Here is a 19112-nt window from a genome sequence, read left to right as displayed (position 1 = left end):
AGGATATTATCATGGATTTGTCTCAAATGGTGGAAGTCCAGCAGAGCTTGACTTTCCTGGGCAGCATCGGCGGCCTGGCCCTGGCCCTGCTGGGGGCCGGCCTGGCGGCGGTCCTCAGCGGCATCGGCTCGGCCAAAGGCACCGGCATCGCCGGCGAGGCGGGCACAGGCCTGCTCAGCGAGGACCCCAGCAAGTTCGGTAAGGTCCTGATCCTTCAGGTCATCCCCGGCACCCAGGGCTTGTACGGCCTGGTGGTCTGGTTCTTCGCCATCTTCCGCATGGGCCTGCTCTCCGGCACCCTGCCCGTGCTGACCATCGCCCAGGGGATGCAGTACCTTTTTGCCTGCCTGCCCATGGCGCTGGGCGGCCTCTTCTCCGCCATCGCCCAGGGCCGGGTGGCCGCGGGCTCCATCAACATCCTGGCCAAGAAGCCCGACGACTGGTCCAAGGGCATGATCCTGTGCATCACCGTGGAGTTCTACGCCATTCTGTCCCTGCTGGCCTCCATGCTGATGATCATCAACATCAGCGCCTGATGACGCCCCAACTTGGAAAGGCGGAAACCACATGAACGGATTGGAAAAAATTACACAGCGCATTGAGCAGGATGCCCAGGCCGAGGCCGGCCAGGTCCTTGCCGACGCCCGTGCCAGGGCGGACGCCATCGCCGCGGAGTGGGCCGAGAAGGCCCGGAAGGAGCGGGAGGACATCCTGGAGCGGGGGCGGAAGAACGCCGGGGAGCGCGCCGAGCGGTTGGCCAGCGTGGCCCAGCTGGAAGGGCGCAAGCAGATTTTGGCCGCCAAGCAGGAGATGATCGGCCAGGCCTTCGACCGGGCGCTGGAGGAGCTGCTGGCCCTCCCCGAGGAGGAGTACGCCGAGCTGCTGGCCGCCCTGTGCGCCAAGGCGGCTGTCACCGGCCGTGAGGCCGTCATCTTTTCCAAAAAGGACCGGCAGCGGGTGGGCAAGCAGGTGGTTACCAAGGCCAACGAGATCCTGGCCAAACAGGTGGCCCCCAAGCTCCCCGAGGAGCTGACCGGCTCCGCCGCCGGGGCCTTCCTGGATAAGGTGGTCACCGCCGGCTCCGCCCTGCTGGCGGGCACCGGGATGCTCACCCTGGCCGAGGAGACCCGGCCCATCCAGGGCGGCTTCATCCTGGCCGCCGACGGCGTGGAGGTCAACTGCGCCTTCGAGACCCTGGTCCGGCTGTCCCGTCCCGAGCTGGAGCGGCAGGTGGCCCAGATCCTCTTCGGGGAATGACCCCTCCCTGAGGAGGGAAAGGAGGAAGCCGTGAAAGACACCGATTATCTCTCCATCTCCGCCCGGGTGCGGGCCATGGAGAACCGCCTCCTGACCCGGGAGCGCCAGGAGCGGATGATAGAGGCCCGCACCGACGACGAGGCCTTGAAGATCCTCGCCGAGTGCGGCTACGAGGAGCCGGAGGACCTCTCGGTCCCGGCCCTGAACCGGGTGCTGGCCAAGGCCCGGGAAGAGCTGTTCCAAGACCTGAAGGGGGCGGTCCCCGACCCGGCCCTGGTGGAGGTCTTTCAGATCAAGTACGACTACCACAACGCCAAGGTGCTTCTGAAGGCCGAGGCGGTGGGGGAGGAGGCCGACCGGCTGCTCATGGAGGGCGGCCGCTACGCCCCCAAGGCTCTGGCCGAGAATTTCCGCCGGGGAGACCTGCGGGACTATTCCGATCCTTTCCGCTCGGCGGTGGAGCAGGCCGGGGCGGCCCTGTCCGACGGGGGAGACTCCCAGGAGGCCGACCTCATCCTGGACCGGGCCTGCTACGGCGAGATGGCCACCGCGGCCAAGGCCAGCGGCAGCGCCTTTCTCCAGGGCTACGTGAAGCTGGCCGTGGACGCGGTGAACCTGCGGGTGGCCGTGCGGTGCCAGCGGATGGGGGCCGGGGCGGAACTGCTGGCCAAGAGCCTTCTGTCCGGCGGCAATGTTTCGCCCCAGGCGGTGGCCACCGCCAAGGGGGGAGAGCTGGCCCAGCGGTTCCGGTCCACCCCCCTGGAGAAGGCTGCCGAGGTGGGGGCCGAGCTGGCCTCCCCCGAGGCGGGGAGTCTGACCGCCTTCGAGAAGCTCTGTGACGACGCCCTGACCGCCTATCTGGCCCAGGCCCGGCGGACCTCCTTCGGGGAACAGCCGGTGGTGGGCTACCTGTGCGCCAGGGAGGCGGAGGCCACGGCCATCCGCACCATCCTGGCCGGACGGATGGCGGGGCTGAGCGCCGACGCCATTCGGGAAAGGCTGCGTGACACCTATGTCTGAGTATAAGATCGCCGCGGTGGGGGACCGGGACAGCGTGCTGGGCTTCAAGGCCCTGGGGCTGGACATGTTTCCCGCCGGGGACGCCGAGGAGGCCAAGGCCCTCCTCCACCGTCTGGCAAAAGAAAATTACGCCATCGTCTACCTCACGGAGGGCTTTGCCCAGCACATGGGGGCTGAGATCGCCCGGTATAAGGATTCCCTCACCCCCGCCGTTATCCTCATCCCCGGCCGGGAGGGGAGCCTGGGCATCGGCATGGCCAACGTAAAGACCGCCGTGGAGCGGGCCGTGGGCGCGGATATTTTGTAAGGGTCCGCCGTTCCTTCCACCGAGCGGGAAAGGAGACCCGGCCCCTATCTGAGCCATAACGAAAAGAGGGCCCTGCGGCAGGTGGAGAAGGCCGAGCGGGCCTTCCGGGCCGCCAAGGGCTACGCCCCCGACACGTTTTGGGAGCGGCCGAAGCGGAACTTATTCCGGCCATAGGCTTCCCCTGGGGGAAGCTGTCTGCGAAGCAGACTGATGAGGGGAGCTCTGCCCCAAGCACAGGCGCGACAAAGAAGTACCCTTCCCCTCATCCGCCCCTGCGGGGGCACCTTCCCCCGGGGGAAGGCGGGGAAAACGCCCCGGTGAAACCGGTCGGGTGCGCCGGGACGAGGATACACGACGCACTCTGAAAATTAGGGCGGGGAGCTCTGCCCCAAGCACAGGCGCAGCAAAGAAGTATCATTCCCCTCATCCGCCCCTGCGGGGGCACCTTCCCCCGGAGGGAAGGCAGGGAAAGCGCCCCAGTGATACCGGTCGGGTCCGCCGGGGCGAGGGTACACGGCGTACTCCGACGAGAAAGAAGGTTGAAAACTTGAGCGGTAAAGTAGTCAAGGTCTCCGGCCCGCTGGTGGTGGCCACCGGCCTCGCCGACGCCAATATGGCCGACGTGGTCCGGGTGGGTCCCCAACACCTGATCGGCGAGATCCTTACCATGAACGGCGATTCCGCCTCCATCCAGGTCTACGAGGAGACCTCCGGCCTGGGCCCCGGCGCCGAGGTGGTCACCACCGGCGCCCCCCTGTCCGTGGAGCTGGGTCCCGGCCTGATCGAGAACATCTACGACGGCATCCAGCGGCCCCTGGAGGAGATCATGAAGCTGGCCGGGTCCAACATCACCCGCGGCATCCAGCTGCCCGGCCTGAGCCGGGAGAAGAAGTGGGAATTCACCCCCGCCGTCCAGGCCGGGGATAAGGTCACCGGCGGCGACGTCATCGGCACTGTGCCCGAGACCGTCTCCGTCCTCCACAAGATCATGGTGCCCCCCCGCCTGAGCGGCACCATCCTCTCCATCCAGGCCGGAGCGTATACCGTCACCGAGCCCGTGGGCGTCCTGGTGGACGACAACGGGGAGCGACACGAGCTGAAGCTGATGCAGACCTGGCCCGTGCGTGTGGGCCGGCCCTATTCCCACAAGTATCCCCCCAAGACCCCTCTGCTGTCCGGCCAGCGGATCGTGGACGCCATGTTCCCCGTGGCCAAGGGCGGCACCGCCGCCATCCCCGGGCCCTTCGGCTCGGGCAAGACCGTCATGCAGCACCAGCTGGCCAAGTGGTCCGACGTGGACATCGTGGTCTACATCGGCTGCGGCGAGCGGGGCAACGAGATGACCGACGTGCTGCGGGAGTTCCCCGAGCTGGTGGACCCCCGCAACGGCGAGCCGCTGATGAAGCGCACCGTCCTCATCGCCAACACCTCCGACATGCCCGTGGCCGCCCGTGAGGCGTCCATCTATACCGGCATCACTATCGCCGAGTATTTCCGGGACATGGGCTACGACGTGGCTGTCATCGCCGACTCCACCTCCCGCTGGGCCGAGGCTTTGCGTGAGATGTCCGGGCGGCTGGAGGAGATGCCCGGCGAGGAGGGCTACCCCGCCTACCTCTCCTCCCGCCTGTCCCAGTTCTACGAGCGGGCCGGCGTGGTGGAGTGTATCGGCTCCGACGAGCGCCGGGGCTCCCTCACCGCCGTGGGGGCCGTGTCCCCTCCTGGCGGCGACCTCTCCGAGCCCGTCAGCCAGGCCACCATGCGCATCGTCAAGGTGTTCTGGGCCCTGGACGCCTCCCTGGCCTACCGCCGCCACTTCCCCGCCATCAACTGGCTCAACTCCTACTCCCTCTACCTGGACTCCCTGAAGCCCTGGTATGATGAGAACCTGGGCCCCCAGTTCATGGCCGACCGGGACAAGGCCATGGCCATCCTCCAGGAGGAGGCCAGCCTCAACGAGATCGTCCAGCTGGTGGGCAAGGACTCCCTGTCCCCCAATGACCAGCTCACCCTGGAGACCGCCAAGATGCTGCGGGAGGATTTCCTCCAGCAAAACGGCTTCATGGAGGTGGACTGGTACTCCAGTTACGAGCGCCAGGACAAGATGCTGGGGATGATCCTGGACTACGACAAGCTCTGCCGGGAGGCCATCGCCAAGGGCGCCCGCACCGCCGACCTCTTTGAGATCCCCTTCCGGGAGAAGATGGGCCGGGCCAAGAGCGTCCCCGACGACACCTTCCCCGCCGTCTACGCCGACATGGCCCGTGAGATGGAGCAGGAGATCGACGCCGCGGTGGCGAAGGGAGGCGAGGACGCATGATTCGGGAATATAAGACAATTCAAGAGGTCAACGGCCCCCTGATGATGGTGAAGCGGGTCCAGGGCGTCACCTACGACGAGTTGGGCGAGATCGAGCTGCCCAACGGCGACATCCGCCACTGCAAGGTGCTGGAGGTCAACGGCGACAACGCCGTGGTCCAGCTCTTCGAGGCCAGCGCCGGCATCAACCTGCGGGACTCCAAGGTCCGCTTTTTGGGCCATCCCCTCCGGCTTGGGGTGTCCTCCGAGATGCTGGGCCGTGTCTTCAACGGCATGGGCCAGCCCATCGACGGCGGCCCCGACATCCTGCCCGACGAGTACCGGGATATCAACGGCCTGCCCATGAACCCCGCCGCCCGGGACTACCCCAACGAGTTCATTCAGACCGGCATCTCCGCCATCGACGGGCTGAACACCCTGGTCCGCGGCCAAAAGCTGCCCATCTTCTCCGGCTCCGGCCTGCCCCACGCCGCCCTGGCGGCCCAGATCGCCCGGCAGGCCAAGGTGCTGGGGGAGGACTCCGCCAACTTCGCCGTGGTCTTTGCCGCCATCGGCATCACCTTCGAGGAGTCCAACTACTTTGTGGAGGAGTTCAAGCGCACGGGGGCCATCGACCGGACGGTGCTGTTCACCAACTTGGCCAACGATCCCGCCGTGGAGCGCATCGCCACCCCCCGTATGGCCCTGACGGCGGCGGAGTACCTGGCCTTTGAGAAGAACATGCACGTGCTGGTCATCCTCACCGACATCACCAACTACGCCGAGGCCCTCCGGGAGATTTCGGCGGCCAAGAAGGAGGTCCCCGGCCGCCGGGGCTACCCCGGCTACCTCTACACCGACCTGGCCACCATGTACGAGCGGGCGGGCCGCCAGCTGGGCAAGCCGGGCTCCATCACCATGATCCCCATCCTGACCATGCCCGAGGACGACAAGACCCACCCCATCCCCGACCTGACCGGGTATATCACCGAGGGCCAGATCATCCTGAGCCGGGAGCTCTTCCGCAAGGGCGTCAACCCGCCCATCGACGTGCTGCCCTCCCTGTCCCGTCTGAAGGACAAGGGCATCGGCGAGGGAAAGACCCGGGCCGACCACTCGGGGGTCATGAACCAGCTCTTCGCCGCCTACTCCACCGGTAAGGAGAACAAGGAGCTCATGTCCATCTTGGGCGAGGCGGCCCTCAGCCCCACCGATCTTCTGTACGCCAAATTCGCCGACGAGTTTGAGCAGCGCTACGTCTCCCAGGGGCCCGATGAGAACCGGTCCATCCTGGAGACCATGGATCTGGGCTGGGACCTTCTGTCCATTCTGCCCACCGCCGAGCTGAAACGGATCAAGCCTGAGTTCATCGAGCAGTACCTCCCGAAAAAGGAGGGGTAAACCGTGCCTGCGATCAACGTAAATCCCACCCGTATGGAGCTCACCCGCCTGAAAGGCCGCCTGCGGACCGCCACCCGGGGCCACAAGCTGCTCAAAGACAAGCGGGATGAGCTGATGAAGCAGTTCATGGACGTGGTACGGGAGAACCGGGAGCTGCGCAAAAAGGTGGAGGAGGGCCTTATCCGGGCCAACGCCGCCTTTACCGTGGCCTCGGCCGTCATGTCCCCCGAGATGCTGGAGCAGGCCCTCCTGTATCCCAAGCAGTCGGTCTCCCTGGACATGACCTTTCAGAACATCATGTCAGTGGACGTCCCCGTCTATCACTTCCGGACCAAGAGCGACGACCCCAGCCAGGTCTATCCCTACGGCTTCGCCGCCACCTCCGGGGAGCTGGACGACGCCGTGGGCGTCTTTGGCCAGGTCTTTCAGGATATGCTCAAGTTGGCCCAGGCGGAAAAGACCGCCCAGCTGTTGGCCCAGGAGATCGAAAAGACCAGACGGCGGGTCAACGCCCTGGAATATGTGAAGATCCCCCAGATGCAGGAGGCCATCAAGTATATCACCATGAAGCTGGACGAGAACGAGCGCGCCTCCACCATCCGGCTGATGAAAGTCAAGGATATGCTCCTCCAGGAGGCCATCGAGGAGCGCCAGGAGGCCGACGTGAAGGCCGTGGAGGCTTTCGGCGGGCACCTGGACGATCCCCAGGACGTCTAATTGAGAAAGTAAAAACAGGCCGTATTTTCATTAAATGAAAATACGGCCTGTTTTGCTTACATCTGCTCGATCCAGCCCCAGAGCTGCTGGGCGTAGCTTCGGTTTTCCGCCGCCAAAACCTGATAGAGGTCTGCCAGGCACATGTCCGTGGTAGTGCCGGCGGCGGAGAGGAGGTCGGCGGCCAGCCGTTGCTCGGCCTGGAAGCGGTCCCGGAGAGCCAGGGGAAAGGGCATGGGCCGGGGCATGGGGGTGGGGGGGACGGTGTAAGTCTGGCCGGAGATAAGGAAATAGGCGGCCGCCAGACGCTTGGCCTGCCGCTTCTTTTCCGCGGCCAGGGTGGAGAGGAATTTGTTGCCGCTGACCCGGCGGGCCAGGGTGCGGTAGAGCCGGTTGGCCTCCGCGGTCTGGCGGAGAAAGACCTCCAGCCGGGGCAGGTCGGTCGCGCTGGCCTCCCCCAGGCAGACGGTCGGGGCGGGGGTGGGTTCCCGCCGGGGCTGGGGGGCGGGGACCGCCGGAAGGGCGGACACCGGCGGGGCAGACGGAAGGGTGAAGGGACAGTCGGGCCGGTCCTCCGGCATCACCCGCCGCCACACCCGCTCAAAGGCGGCCCGGTCCAACTCTTGCTGGGGCCCGCCGGGACACTGGGCTTGATCCATGGGGATTCCTCCTTTTTGCTCATGTTCCCCCCATTCTATGCGGGAAGAAAGAATTTGGCCCTGAAAAGCGGGAAAAGGGCTTGACAACCCTGCCGGATTTGGGTATACTAATACTCGCCGTTTGGACGATTAGCTCAGCTGGTATGAGCATCCGCTTGACGTGCGGGAGGTCACAGGTTCAAGTCCTGTATCGTCCACCAAAAAGAAAACCGTCAATCCATTGTGATACAGTGGGTTGGCGGTTTTGCTATACCTTAATAAACCCGGTTTGGTCATTATTTGGTCATTACCGGGCTTTTTTTATTGTTACGGGAAGAGCGTCGGCAAGCGCCTGGGAGGCACGGGCCTGGGCCGCAGCGAGGGCATGGGCGTAGATGTTCAAGGTGGTGCTGGTCTGGGAGTGTCCCAAGGCGGCGGAAACGGTTTTAATATCTTCATGATTGTTTATCAGCAAAGTGGCGTTAAGGTGGCGGAATTGATGAATGCCATAGAACGGGAACCCATGCGTCGCACAGAACCGTTGAAGCCATTGATATGCGAAGTGTGGCTGTACCGGGCTTCCGTCCTGCTTGGTAAATAGGCGCCCGCTCTCGTGCCATTGATCGCCCAGCAGTAGACGCTTTTCCGCTTGCTCGGCCCTGAGGTGCTTTACGAGATCAAAAATGAAAGCAGGAAGTTTTAAAATGCGGTGGCTTTTTTCGGTTTTCGGGTGGCTTGTAAAGATGCCGTTGGCGGGTGTGTAAAGAGATACCCTGTTGACGGTGGCGGTGCAGGCCTCAAAGTCAAAGTCGGAAAACTCAAAGCCACACAGTTCTTCCCTTCGGTAGCCGCCAAAGATGGCAAGAGCAAAAAAAACCTGATATCGAAGAGGGGCTTCTTCCATAAGGACGTTCAAGAAGGCCTGGGTTTGCTCTACGTCATAGCACTTCTTTTCCTGCTGGCGCATGGCTGGAGTTGTGATTCTGGAGCATGGATTATCTTTGAGCATACCCATCTTCACGGCATAAGAAAAAACCCCGGAAATGAAGCCAAGATAATTCTTGATAGTTTTTGGGGAGAGGCCTTTGCTTTGATCTCGCTGGTTTACCCCCGGCTCTCCGAGAGAATTGATGAACGTTTGGATCTGTCTGGCCGTGATCTTGTCCAAATATAAATGCCCTAAAGCCTTGTACACCCTGGCCTCGCATTGGTGGTAGTTTTCTATGGTCCTGGGGCCAAGGTAGACTTCAACGTATTCAGAAAACCACTGCTGTGCAAACGCCTGAAACTTTGTATGGCTGCCTAAAGCGCCCCCGGCACACTTCTCGTCCCACAACACCATCTGCCGTGTGAGCTCTCGTTGTTCCTGTTTAGGGGTCATGCCTGGATCTGGAGTCCATGTTGTGGAGGGCTGGACCTGCTTTCCGTCGACAGTGTATCCGCTGGAGGCCCGGATGCGATAGGATTTTCCACGCTTTGTAGCTGTGGCCATAATTGCTCCTTTCTCTTGCGGCCCAGGCCCTTTTGTGGTAAGATAAAAGGGCATAAGGGCACCTTAACTTGTCGGTTGGGGGTCTTTTGCATCTGCCGCTCTCGGGGGTCCAGCCCGAGGGCGGTTTTTATTTACTGCTTTTCCATTTTCACGGTGGTAGTCGTTCCGAGGGCGGAGACCTCATAGCTGATTTGGCCATTCTCATAAGTAAAAGCCTTGGTATCGTCGCTGGAGGCCAAAAGGGCGGTGCTGGTCTTTTCCGTATCATTCTCGGAATCCCAGGTGTAAGGCTGGTCGGCGGTGGTAGGGGCAGTAAAGGAACCCGCCCAATAAAGGGACTTAGTGTCGCCGCCGTCCGAAACCCAATAGATCTCAATGGTGTCTGCGGTGATAGTGGCTGTCTGATAGTTTTCCTCCGAATTGCCGTCGACCTGCTTCCATTCTCCGGTCAGGTCGGGGGCTGGGGTAGGCGTGGGCTCCTCTGACGGCTGGGCACCCCCACCGGCACAGGCGGCCAGGGAAAGGCACATTACTGCGGACAGGAGCAAGGTGAGCGTTCTTTTCTTCATTGTAAATCCTTCTTTCCATATCTGTGCCGCTCTCCAGCGGCTTGGATACCTTGTAAACTTCTGGGGCTACTGGGCGCCCCCCGTTGGAGCACTTTTTCAGCTCTTGGAATAAAAAGCCTTCGACATGTCGAAATTTGTGTAATACTGTCGTTGCCACGGTGTCTTCTAAGCAAATGGGAAAGGGGGCCGTGTAAATGGCTGGAAATCTTGGTGAGGCCAGTTTATGGGACACGTTATTTGATACGATAGTTGTACCCCGAGGATGGAGAGAATTTGTCTTGACAGGCATGGAACAAATGTACTACAATGTGTCCATCAAGGGGAGGAGTCTGGTCAGAGAAAGGGGGCACTCAAGATGAAGCAGTGTGAACAGCCAAGTAACGAAGGGAAGGGAGGTGCGCCCCAGGGAGACGTACATAATGAATTGGTTGATATCATTATGTCGCTAACTGAAAGTGAAGTGAAAGATCTCATTTCTCTCGCAGCTTCTTTATTGACTTAGCCATTTCAAGAAGGACCCGTGCGGTTTCATCATCCATATCCTCAACCGCTTTTAGCAGAGCTTCCCGCTCTGGACTGATCGGCCCACTCTCGGAAACGGGGGTGGGCTTTGGCGTTTCCTCCATATTTTTTATAAAGTTCATATCTAGAAGAGATTCCTCGAGAACTTCAATATCATTACAAATGTCTTTTCTATCGATAGGATCAACAGTGGATTTCAGCATTTCTTTTAGCTCTAAAATTTCTTGCTTTGTGTCTTTAATCTGGTCGAATATGGATGTATTCCATCCCATCAAATCAGAAGGAGAAGTCTTAAGGGCCTTTGCAAGCGCCTCAACTTTATCGGATGGAATATTCGAAACTATACCAGTTTCATATTTTTGAACGGTTTGTCTGGTGACTCCAATAAGGCGAGCAACGTCTTCAAGGGTCATATCTAACTCAAGGCGCTTTTTTCTTATGCGCTCACCAATAGTCATATCGAAATACCTCCTTGCTGTAACGTTAGTATACCCGCAATTTCAAGGCATTGCAAGAATTATTTCGCATATTAAGCTACAAAATTTTCGCTGACAAAGAAAAAAGTCGCTTGACATACTACATGGTGTGGGTGTATGCTTGTAGCACAACAAGCGACAATGAGTTAAGGAGGTAATCAGCGTGATCGACACGGCAAAATTGCGGGGACTGATTGTTGAGCGGGGCTTATCCCAGCGGCAAGTAGCTGAATCCATTGGTATATCTTCGAGAACATTTTACTCGAAGATGAAAAACGGCATTTTTAGCAGTGCTGAAATTGATGCAATGATTTCAGTGCTCGCAATTCAAGATCCTGTCAGCATTTTTTTTGCAAATGCTGTCGCCCAATAAGCGACAATTCGCTTAGCTTACCACAGAAAAATCCCCAACCGACAATTTTCATACAAACAGGAGAAGAAAGGAGGAATGAAAATATGAGAGATTTGCGAAAGCGTGTTGAAACGCTGGAAAAAGAGATGGCTGACCTCAAGCGGATAATTGAATCCAGCCGAAAGATGCTGGATGAAGTTGAGAGAGATTACCGAGCTGTTCTTATTGAGTTCATCCGTACCTACGGACTGGAAATTCCTGATTGCCTCAAATAAAGGGAATTGCGCTCTTAAACTTGGAAATGTCTTTGTCTGCTGATAGAAGTCTTTAGGGTTTCACCGAATTTACGGAGTACAGACCGCCCGTTGCCGGACGGTAGGGCGATAATTCACCTCGTCATCAAGAGTAAAGGGCTTGTAGGAACCGAGGATACCGGACAGGCTGTCGGAGATGCCGTGCGTAATGGATCTCATGCTGCTGTTTGCAGCATCAAAGGCGGAAGTAATTCCATCGGAGGCAGTGATGCCGGTCAGGGTTTTGGTCATGGTTTTACCGATAGACATCCATTTTGTTACTTCACCAAAGTGAGGGCGGGTCATTTCTGCCCACCTCTCACGGTCACCCGTGAGTTCAGACTGTGCCTTCGGCCACGTGGGTCGCTCCGTGTCCAGTCGTTACACCTTCCCCGTTTGGGGCTTGGCTCGGCGTTGCCTAAAGACTTCTATCAGCAGACAAAGAGCACATCCTTTCCCCAGTATTCTACCATCTTCTTGCAGACGAAACAAGGACACCACAAACTTACCCCATAAAACGGACTGAGAAAGGAGACCACATGAACGAACTGATGCTTTTTAGCAACCCTGAGTTTGGTCAAGTGCGCACTCTGGAGGAGAAAGACAAAATTCTCTTTTGCGCCAAAGACGTGGCAATATCACTCGGCTACAAAGACCCAACCAACGCTATTAAGCTCCATTGCAAGGGGGTGGTAAAACGCCACCTCCTTACCGGCGGAGGCAAGCAGCTCACCAACTTTATCCCCGAGGGCGACATTTACCGTCTCGCCGCCAGCTCGGAGCTTCCTGGTGCGGACCGCTTCGAGAGCTGGATCTTCGACGAGGTGCTTCCCAGCATCCGCAAAACGGGCGCATACATTACCGACCCCAACAAGGCGGCCCTGGCCGAAGCCAAGCTCAACAACAGTCGAGCTCGTGTCGCATCCATGTGGATGAGGGTGGCCGACGTGGTGCCCCTCTCAGAGTTCAAACAGATTTGTGCCAGCTATGCCAGCGAGGCTCTTGCGGGGAAACCCGTCCTGCCTCTCCCGGAGGTGGCGGGGTACACCTACACGGCGGAAGAGGTCGGTGCAATGCTGGGTGGTCTCAGCGGGAACAAGGTGGGGCGTATTGCAAACCAGTATGGCCTGAAGGTACCTGAATATGCGGTTGAGGTGTGGGACAAGTCCCGGCACAGCAATAAGCAGGTCCCGGCATGGCGTTATAACGATAAGGCGGTAGAGAGGTTCAGAGAGATTCTTTCCCTTTGACTACCCCTAAAGTGCAGAGGTTCCAGTTTTCAGAAGTGGGAAGAGGCTCTTAAACGGTTTAAGAGCTTGGTCAATGATATTGACCTACCTGTCAAAATCAGCAAAGTGGAAAAGGTTTTCTGATTTCTGCAAACCCTTTAACCTCTCCTAATTTCTACAACTGTTTCTGATTTCTGCAACAGTAAAAAGCCCCAACCGACAATTTTAAGAGCTGGGTGACAGAGAGTCACTTACCTACGATCTTCATACAAACTGGAAACGAGAGGAGAAAAGCATGTTTTATATCAAAACCGAGCTTTCTGAAGGAGTCACCCTTCGGAGTGAGATCACCGACGAGAATGTGTTTACCATGTGCCCCGGCTGTGGCTGTGAGCATCAGGTTAACCTTGCGGACGTCGTGGATGCCGATGATGGCCTTGATCTCTACGGCACTGTCGTTCTCTGCGCTGAGTGCTCTGCCAAGCGACTGGCCGAGCGGGAGGAGGAGTAAATATGCCTCTTCCGAGGATGAGAAGCGCCAGGAAGGCGGCTGCCGAAATCAAGATGCAAGACCCTGGGACCTGCATCACGGAAAGTGCTATCCGCCGTGCTATGAAGCGTGGGGAGATCAGGTGGGTGCCCAACGAATCCAAGGCGCTAGTGGACTTGGACGAAGTGCTGGAGTATTTTTCCCGCCGGGATGGTAGAAGCAATGAAGAAGGCTGTTAATTGCATGGCTTTCTTCCTCGCTCTCCTGGCGGCCCTGTGTGCCGAGAATATCCCGCTCGCTCTGGGGCTGACCGGAGCGGCAGGCCTGACACTGACAACCTCCCAAACTCCCAAGCGTTTGGGAATTTGGGCAAAAAAGAGAGCCGCTTCCAGTGCTGTGAACACTGAAAGCGGCAAAGTGGAAAACCCATGCAGTGAATTTATCCATCCCTATTTTAAGGGATCTGAAGGAGAAAAACAAGTATGAATTGCAGTTTGGACCTTGATTTGTGTCCCTCTGTGGCCGAAGTAGAAATGGCGGTGCAAACGTTCAAGGCTAAAATCGTTCGGTTATCTCCCGGCTTCCAGTGTGGAGACATGAGGGGGGAAACGCTTCTGCGTTGTGCTCTTGCCGCCGTTTGGCGGGCGGGCCGGGAGTTTCAGGCCAAGAAAGGGGTGAGGGTATGAATCTTCCTTTTAAGTTCCCCGTCTCGCTGGAGGAGTTCATGGCCTACCAAGCGAACCTTGTGGGGCGTAAACTGCCAAGGAGCACGAAAAATCTTGTCGGGAAGTGGCTCCCCACTATCAACAACGCTTATGAAGCTGGACTGAAATCTGACTTTGCTGATATTAAGCTGTCCATGGACTTCGTGGACGGGCTTATCGAAAGCAACCTCGGGAAGCAGGCGTATGTCGGCTTTATGGAGGGGATCCGCTGTTGGATTGCTATTGCTTGGGATCACGGTCAGCGTGACGCTGGAAAGAAGGCGGAAAAATGAAAAGCAAAAAAATTTATGATCTTCCGCCTAAAATCATTGACGCTATTACGGGAGCGCTTGGGGAAGAGATGGCAGATCCTTTGATTCAGCTTTTGCGTAGTTTCTACAACGACGGAGTGGCAGGAATCAACAAAGAGGATCATTTGAGGGATTTCGAGGTTGCGTCGGAGCAATGGTGTGAGTTTAAGGGAAAGCAGCATATGACGCACGAAGAGGTTAAATTGTTGGGCCTTCTGCTCAAATGGGAACGTCTCTGCTGGGAACAGGGGCGGCTGGACGCAACGAAAGGAGCGATGAAACTTTGAACAAGGAATTTTTGGAACGTCTGTATTGGGCGTGTGCGGACGAGAGCAACGTTAAGGCGGACGGCACGAAACTGGCGGAGTTCTATGAGAGGATTGAAGAGGCCGAAAATGTTTCTGAATGTTTTTCTAAGAAAGTGTATGCCTTGAATCTGACGGTAGATGAAAAGGACCTCCTGGAAACCATCGGTGGTGAATTTGCTCTCGTTTATGAAAAGCAGGGTTTCATCAACGGTTTCCGCCTGGGCATGAAGCTGGCCAGGGAGCTGGGGGAGGAGGTGGCGGGCGCATGAATATTGACAAGCTCATGAAAGACATTCAGAAGGTTAAGCCTGGACGGCACGGCTGTAAGCTCGGAGAGCTTTCCGATATCTGCGGCGCCTCTGGTGGATATGGGTTGAAAGCTGCGGCCAACTGCTTCCTTTTCGGGTTTATCCAGGGCCGGAAAGCAGAGCGGGCGGAGGCTAGGCGGGAAAAAAGACAGGCGGAGTACCAGAGGCATGAGCAGGATTGATCCTACTGCCTTTCAGCGGGTCAAGGAAGCCGTGGATATCTCGGAGGTAGCCCGGCACTTTGGCCTTGAGCCTGACCGGCGGGGCTGGTGTTGCTGTCCGTTTCATGGGGAGAAAACCCCGTCGTTTCACCTGTACCAACAGCGGTATCACTGTTTTGGATGTGATGCCCACGGGGACGTTATGGATCTTGTAGCGGCGCTTCTGGACGTTCCGTTGCTGGAGGCCGCCAAGGAGATCAATGAGGTGTTTCACCTTGGGATAGACCTTGGCGCCCCAGCGGACCCGGTGGCGGTGGCTATGGCTGAGGCCGAGCGGGAGAGGAAGCGCCAGTTTCAGGCGTGGCGGAAAGACGCCCTCTTAGTGCTGACACGTCGTTTCCGGGCCCTGTGGCTTATGGTCAAGGTGGGTGGGGCACTGGCTGTTCCCGGCTCCATACCAGACACCTACGCCAACGCCCTGCGGGAAATCGAGACGATAGGATATTACCTGGACCTCCTCACCTTTGAGGAAGACGAAGCGCTGTGGGAGGCTATGCCAGCCATCAATGGGGCCGTGGGCAGAGCGAAGGAGGAAAAATGTGACGTTAAAAAACCTGAGAAAGGCCACGGGCAAGCGGCTGGATAGGGTCTGGAGGGTAAATATGTGATTGGAGACAACTGGGGGTTTATCTCGCTCCATCGGTCTATCCTGAGCTGGGAATGGTATGACGATATCAACGTCTGCCGCCTTTTTATCCATCTGCTTTTGACCGTCGAATATCAAGATCACAAGATCCGAGGGATGGTCATAAAAAGAGGACAAAGGCTGTGTAGCGTTAAAAAACTGGCGTTGGAAACCGGTCTTTCATACCAGCAGACGAGGACGGCGTTAGAGCGTTTGAAATTAACGAACACCATAACGAGCACTTCGTTCCCTAAAGGCACTGTAATTACAGTGAAAAATTACGCCGAGTACCAAGCGGCAACGAACAAGACAACACCTAAACAACAACAAAATAACGAACCTTCCTTATTTAATAATAAAGAAATAATAGAGGGGACGTCTACGACGTCTCCTCCCGCTCGTAAAAAGTTTGTTCCTCCCACCCTGAAAGAGGTTTCCGCCTATTGCCTGGAGAAGCATTATCATGTGGACCCAGAGCTGTTCGTGGATCATTACGAGGCCAACGGCTGGAAGCAGGGGCGGGGAAAGCCTATTGTGGATTGGAAAGCGGCGGTAAGGACTTGGGAGAGGCGGGACCGGTCCTGTTCCCCGGAACGCACCAAGGAGGATGACGGCTATGGGCCGACTCTGCTTTAATGACGTCCTTCTCTGTGAGCCCCGGATGATCGACCCGAGCATGAGCACCGGCCTTTGGTGGTGTCAGTCTCCAGAGGATGTGCAGGCCGTCGGTGTCAACGCCGTCTGTCTCTCAGTGACAGGGCGGTGGGAGGACGTGAAGAACTGCGGGGATTGGCTCTCCCAGTTTCCCTTCGTGTTCGTGGCCTCCCCGGACCGGGAGCTGGTGGAGCAGGTGCGGCGCCATGTCCGGGGCCTGCCGGTGCTCTCCCCACGGGAGGGGGCTTTTGGGGGCTATCCCTCCATTACGGCTTTCCTGGAAGCCCATCTGCCAAGCGAGATCAATGGCATCTTGTACGGGGCGGTGATGGAGCCCTCTTACGGGCTTCTGGAGCTGGCCCGGGTCTCGGTCCTGGATGAGCGGGAGGTCCCCCGCACGCTCTCCGGCCTGCCGGTGCTGGACAAGCTCACCGGCGGTTTCCGTTCCGGGGAATTGTCTGTCTGGACGGGCAAGCGGGGGGAGGGAAAGTCCACCCTCCTGAGCCAGATCCTTCTGGAGGCCATCGACCAAGGGCACAAGGTCTGCGCCTACTCCGGGGAACTGCCCGCCGGGCAGTTCAAGGCCTGGGCCCTGGTCCAAGCGGTGGGGCCAGGACACCTGGATCTGTTCCAGGACCCGGAGGTGGGGGAGCAGATAAGCTGTGCCCAGCCCATGGCCGCCCGGCGGGTGGACGAGTGGTGGGCCGGGCGGTATTACCTCAACGATATTCGGGACGGCTCTGCCCACGATGAGGACCGAATCCTGGATGAGTTTACTTATGCAAATCGTGTTCTTGGCTGTGACGTGTTCCTGGTGGACAACATCATGACCACCCGCCTTTCAGGGGACCGGGATTTCTACCGGGCTCAGTCCATGTTCACCCAGCGGTTGACCCGATTTGCCAAAGCCCAAGGGGTCCACGTCCACTTGGTGGCACATCCCCGGAAGACCCAGCAGGGCAAGCCGGTGACGGACGGGGACGATATTTCCGGCTCCGGTGATATCGCAAACCTTGCGGATAACGTGTTTTCTGTGCGGCGGCTCTCCGACGAGGAGGCCGAGAACGAGGGCTGTTCCTCGCTGGTCTACGTGATGAAGGTCCGCAACCGGGGGAAGCGGGGCAAGGTCGGGTTAGAGTTCGATTCGGATTCGTGCCGGTTTTACCCACCGGGGAAGGGGCCGTCTAAGGCCTACGGCTGGGAGCGGATGGGTGAGCAAACGACTTTAGTGGACCTGGGAGACGCCCCGGTCCCATTTGAGGAGAGTGGCGGCAATGTATAGGGGCGACATGGACTATGAATGCCGGGAGTGCGTTTGTAGGCTTTGCGGGCTTTTCATGACCAAGGATTGTCTGGAGGATGCCGATATGTGTAATCGTTGCGATAACGAAAGGCACACAGTATCGTGCCCCTGGCACACGGAGGAGGATTGCAGATGAATGAAATGGAGATGCGAGAGCTGGTGCTTCGCTTGTTCCAGAAGGAAAGGCGCATTTGGGAGCTCATGGCCTCGGAAGGCAATGAGACGGCCAAAGGGCACTTGGAGAAAGTCGTGGAGGCAGAGGCGCTTTTTCGGGAGGGGTTTCATGGTGACGAATAGACCGGCTTCCACGGCTCAACTATGCTGGAGCTGTCAGAACGCTGTACCGACTGAGGATGGGCGTCGTGGATGTGAATGGTCTCTTGATTTCAGACCCGTTCCTGGCTGGACGGCAGAGAGGGTAGGCAAGTCGGTGATAGGCAAGACCTGGAGTGTCAAGGCTTGTCCGAAGTACATACCTGATCGGCCGAGGAAGGAGTGGCCATACTGATGGACTGGAAGCGAGAAGCGATTGACATGTTAAAAAACTACCCGGCCCAGCGGATGAGCCTTGCTACGCTGCCTGGGGAGTTGGAGAGGTTGGAGTTAGAAAGATCAGCCTTGCGAAGCTCCTTGGGGGAGGGTGAACATGTCACTGGCGGCGGCGGTGAAGTTGGGGACAAACTCCTATCCAACATTGTTAAACGGGACGAGATCAAAAAGAACTTGGAGCTTGCCCAGCGGCGGGTGAGGATGGTGGAAAAAGGGCTCTCTGTGCTGGACGAAGAGGAGCGCAGGATCTTGGAATTAATGTTCATCCACCGTGGAAAGGGGAACGTGGAACGTTTATGCGAAGAGCTGAACATCGAGAACCCTCCAGGTGTCTACAAGCGCAAGGATAGGGCGTTGCGCAAATTTACGCTTGCCATGTATGGGGTAACTGAGAGCTAGGAGAATTTCAGGAGACGATTTTCCAGAAAAACCGTGATATGCTCTAACCATGGAAGTGGGCCAAGGTAAGGCCCCTTCCGGCCTTTCTGTCGCCCGGCACCGTGGCGGCATGAGTAACGGGCGCCTCCTTTCCTACCAGCCCGGCGGGGTGCCAGCCTCGTCGGGCCCCATGCCCAGGCTGTCCGCATGAGGACGGCAGGGGCCGTTTCCGTTTCCTTCACCCGAAAGGGGGAGGGCCACGGCAAGCAGGAAAAGCCGTTGAGCCTGCAACGTACCCCGAAGAGGGGTATATGTCACTCTTGGCCGCACGAGGCTGATGGTGGCTCCAATGATCTGAGAGGTGACGCAAGGCGGGGTATTCTCCCGCTGCCTCTCAGATCCAACGAAAGCCCCTGCGATAGTGTGGAACTAAAAAAGACCGCCGGGGGATATATAAATCCTCCGGCGGTAGTGTTTATGAGATTAGGATTTTTCATCTGTTGGGATGAGGTCATCCAGTTCTTTTTCTGCACATTCTTGGCAAATATAATTACCGTTGTCGCTGATAGCGCCTTCATCGGCAGAAAACTTTTTGCTGCATATTGGGCAAGTGTTCTCTTTGGACATAACAATACCTCCTAAAATTTAATTTAGTGCATTATATCATGTTTAAAAATTGATGTAAACAAATAT

The 19112-nt window shown here is 58.0% G+C and carries 27 protein-coding genes and 1 tRNA gene; 22 read left to right on the top strand and 6 right to left on the bottom strand.

Annotation, left to right across the window (positions count from 1 at the left end):
- Positions 1–11 precede the first annotated feature (11 nt).
- From AAEU42_RS10280 to AAEU42_RS10250, 7 genes are all read left to right on the top strand, one after another.
- Complete coding sequence (locus AAEU42_RS10280; protein WP_342233459.1) at positions 12–536, top strand: V-type ATP synthase subunit K; 525 nt, start codon at positions 12–14, stop codon at positions 534–536.
- Positions 537–567: 31 nt separating this feature from the next.
- A complete protein-coding gene (locus tag AAEU42_RS10275; RefSeq protein WP_342233458.1) occupies positions 568–1257 on the top strand; it encodes a V-type ATP synthase subunit E in 690 nt (229 codons plus the stop codon).
- A 30-nt stretch (positions 1258–1287) separates the two neighbouring features.
- Positions 1288–2277 (top strand): V-type ATPase subunit, encoded by a 990-nt coding sequence (locus AAEU42_RS10270; RefSeq protein ID WP_342233457.1) that lies wholly within the window; start codon positions 1288–1290, stop codon positions 2275–2277.
- Complete coding sequence (locus tag AAEU42_RS10265; RefSeq protein ID WP_342233456.1) at positions 2270–2584, top strand: V-type ATP synthase subunit F; 315 nt, start codon at positions 2270–2272, stop codon at positions 2582–2584. The genes AAEU42_RS10270 and AAEU42_RS10265 overlap by 8 nt, the downstream gene beginning before the upstream one ends.
- A gap of 547 nt (positions 2585–3131) precedes the next feature.
- Complete coding sequence (locus AAEU42_RS10260) at positions 3132–4904, top strand: V-type ATP synthase subunit A (RefSeq protein WP_342233455.1); 1773 nt, start codon at positions 3132–3134, stop codon at positions 4902–4904.
- Positions 4901–6283, top strand: coding sequence for a V-type ATP synthase subunit B (locus tag AAEU42_RS10255; protein ID WP_342233454.1), 1383 nt, complete (start codon positions 4901–4903; stop codon positions 6281–6283). The genes AAEU42_RS10260 and AAEU42_RS10255 overlap by 4 nt, the downstream gene beginning before the upstream one ends.
- A 3-nt stretch (positions 6284–6286) precedes the next feature.
- A complete protein-coding gene (locus AAEU42_RS10250) occupies positions 6287–7000 on the top strand; it encodes a V-type ATP synthase subunit D (protein ID WP_342233453.1) in 714 nt (237 codons plus the stop codon).
- A gap of 56 nt (positions 7001–7056) precedes the next feature.
- On the opposite strand, the gene AAEU42_RS10245 is transcribed toward AAEU42_RS10250, so the two are convergent.
- The gene (locus AAEU42_RS10245) at positions 7057–7656 is read right to left on the bottom strand and encodes a rubrerythrin (RefSeq protein ID WP_342233452.1); all 600 of its coding nucleotides are present in this window, start codon (positions 7654–7656) and stop codon (positions 7057–7059) included.
- A 123-nt stretch (positions 7657–7779) separates the two neighbouring features.
- Here AAEU42_RS10245 and AAEU42_RS10240 point away from each other — a divergent pair.
- Positions 7780–7856, top strand: a tRNA-Val gene (locus AAEU42_RS10240).
- Between the two features lie 86 nt (positions 7857–7942).
- Here AAEU42_RS10240 and AAEU42_RS10235 read toward each other — a convergent pair.
- From AAEU42_RS10235 to AAEU42_RS10225, 3 genes are all read right to left on the bottom strand, one after another.
- Positions 7943–9127 (bottom strand): site-specific integrase, encoded by a 1185-nt coding sequence (locus tag AAEU42_RS10235; protein WP_342233451.1) that lies wholly within the window; start codon positions 9125–9127, stop codon positions 7943–7945.
- A 131-nt stretch (positions 9128–9258) separates the two neighbouring features.
- On the bottom strand, positions 9259–9696 hold the full coding sequence (locus AAEU42_RS10230; protein WP_342233450.1) for a hypothetical protein: 438 nt from the start codon (positions 9694–9696) through the stop codon (positions 9259–9261).
- A gap of 470 nt (positions 9697–10166) precedes the next feature.
- On the bottom strand, positions 10167–10676 hold the full coding sequence (locus AAEU42_RS10225) for a helix-turn-helix domain-containing protein (protein ID WP_342233449.1): 510 nt from the start codon (positions 10674–10676) through the stop codon (positions 10167–10169).
- A gap of 181 nt (positions 10677–10857) precedes the next feature.
- Between AAEU42_RS10225 and AAEU42_RS10220 the strand changes: the two genes are divergently transcribed.
- The gene (locus tag AAEU42_RS10220) at positions 10858–11067 is read left to right on the top strand and encodes a helix-turn-helix domain-containing protein (protein ID WP_342233448.1); all 210 of its coding nucleotides are present in this window, start codon (positions 10858–10860) and stop codon (positions 11065–11067) included.
- A gap of 83 nt (positions 11068–11150) precedes the next feature.
- Positions 11151–11321, top strand: coding sequence for a hypothetical protein (locus AAEU42_RS10215; protein WP_342233447.1), 171 nt, complete (start codon positions 11151–11153; stop codon positions 11319–11321).
- A gap of 69 nt (positions 11322–11390) precedes the next feature.
- On the opposite strand, the gene AAEU42_RS10210 is transcribed toward AAEU42_RS10215, so the two are convergent.
- Positions 11391–11591, bottom strand: a complete 201-nt coding sequence (locus AAEU42_RS10210) for a hypothetical protein (protein ID WP_342233446.1) — start codon at positions 11589–11591, stop codon at positions 11391–11393.
- Between the two features lie 287 nt (positions 11592–11878).
- On the opposite strand from AAEU42_RS10210, the gene AAEU42_RS10205 reads away from it, so the two are divergent.
- From AAEU42_RS10205 to AAEU42_RS10150, 12 genes are all read left to right on the top strand, one after another.
- Positions 11879–12589: a BRO-N domain-containing protein gene (locus AAEU42_RS10205; protein WP_342233445.1), complete on the top strand. Its 711-nt coding sequence runs from the start codon at positions 11879–11881 to the stop codon at positions 12587–12589.
- A 274-nt stretch (positions 12590–12863) separates the two neighbouring features.
- A complete protein-coding gene (locus AAEU42_RS10200; protein ID WP_342233444.1) occupies positions 12864–13079 on the top strand; it encodes a hypothetical protein in 216 nt (71 codons plus the stop codon).
- A 201-nt stretch (positions 13080–13280) separates the two neighbouring features.
- Complete coding sequence (locus AAEU42_RS10195; protein WP_342233443.1) at positions 13281–13544, top strand: hypothetical protein; 264 nt, start codon at positions 13281–13283, stop codon at positions 13542–13544.
- A 196-nt stretch (positions 13545–13740) separates the two neighbouring features.
- Positions 13741–14055, top strand: a complete 315-nt coding sequence (locus AAEU42_RS10190; protein ID WP_342233442.1) for a hypothetical protein — start codon at positions 13741–13743, stop codon at positions 14053–14055.
- Positions 14052–14360, top strand: a complete 309-nt coding sequence (locus AAEU42_RS10185) for a hypothetical protein (protein WP_342233441.1) — start codon at positions 14052–14054, stop codon at positions 14358–14360. The genes AAEU42_RS10190 and AAEU42_RS10185 overlap by 4 nt, the downstream gene beginning before the upstream one ends.
- On the top strand, positions 14357–14650 hold the full coding sequence (locus AAEU42_RS10180) for a hypothetical protein (protein WP_342233440.1): 294 nt from the start codon (positions 14357–14359) through the stop codon (positions 14648–14650). Before AAEU42_RS10185 ends, AAEU42_RS10180 begins: the two co-directional genes overlap by 4 nt.
- Positions 14647–14871 (top strand): hypothetical protein, encoded by a 225-nt coding sequence (locus tag AAEU42_RS10175; protein ID WP_342233439.1) that lies wholly within the window; start codon positions 14647–14649, stop codon positions 14869–14871. The genes AAEU42_RS10180 and AAEU42_RS10175 overlap by 4 nt, the downstream gene beginning before the upstream one ends.
- A complete protein-coding gene (locus AAEU42_RS10170) occupies positions 14858–15496 on the top strand; it encodes a CHC2 zinc finger domain-containing protein (RefSeq protein ID WP_342233438.1) in 639 nt (212 codons plus the stop codon). The genes AAEU42_RS10175 and AAEU42_RS10170 overlap by 14 nt, the downstream gene beginning before the upstream one ends.
- A gap of 18 nt (positions 15497–15514) precedes the next feature.
- On the top strand, positions 15515–16171 hold the full coding sequence (locus AAEU42_RS10165) for a hypothetical protein (RefSeq protein WP_342233437.1): 657 nt from the start codon (positions 15515–15517) through the stop codon (positions 16169–16171).
- Entirely contained in the window at positions 16152–17471 is a 1320-nt protein-coding gene (locus tag AAEU42_RS10160) for a DnaB-like helicase C-terminal domain-containing protein (protein ID WP_342233436.1), read from the top strand. Before AAEU42_RS10165 ends, AAEU42_RS10160 begins: the two co-directional genes overlap by 20 nt.
- A 153-nt stretch (positions 17472–17624) precedes the next feature.
- Positions 17625–17789 carry a hypothetical protein gene (locus tag AAEU42_RS10155; RefSeq protein ID WP_342233435.1) on the top strand — a complete coding sequence of 55 codons (165 nt, stop codon included), beginning with the start codon at positions 17625–17627 and terminating at the stop codon, positions 17787–17789.
- 210 nt (positions 17790–17999) lie between these two features.
- Positions 18000–18440 carry a hypothetical protein gene (locus AAEU42_RS10150; protein WP_342233434.1) on the top strand — a complete coding sequence of 147 codons (441 nt, stop codon included), beginning with the start codon at positions 18000–18002 and terminating at the stop codon, positions 18438–18440.
- 462 nt (positions 18441–18902) lie between these two features.
- Here AAEU42_RS10150 and AAEU42_RS10145 read toward each other — a convergent pair whose 3' ends face one another.
- On the bottom strand, positions 18903–19046 hold the full coding sequence (locus AAEU42_RS10145; protein ID WP_342233433.1) for a hypothetical protein: 144 nt from the start codon (positions 19044–19046) through the stop codon (positions 18903–18905).
- Positions 19047–19112: the final 66 nt, after the last annotated feature.

Origin of the sequence: Pseudoflavonifractor phocaeensis (assembly GCF_038439875.1) — a bacterium.
Classification (GTDB): domain Bacteria; phylum Bacillota; class Clostridia; order Oscillospirales; family Oscillospiraceae; genus Vermiculatibacterium.
This window is presented reverse-complemented; position numbering and strand designations above follow the sequence as displayed.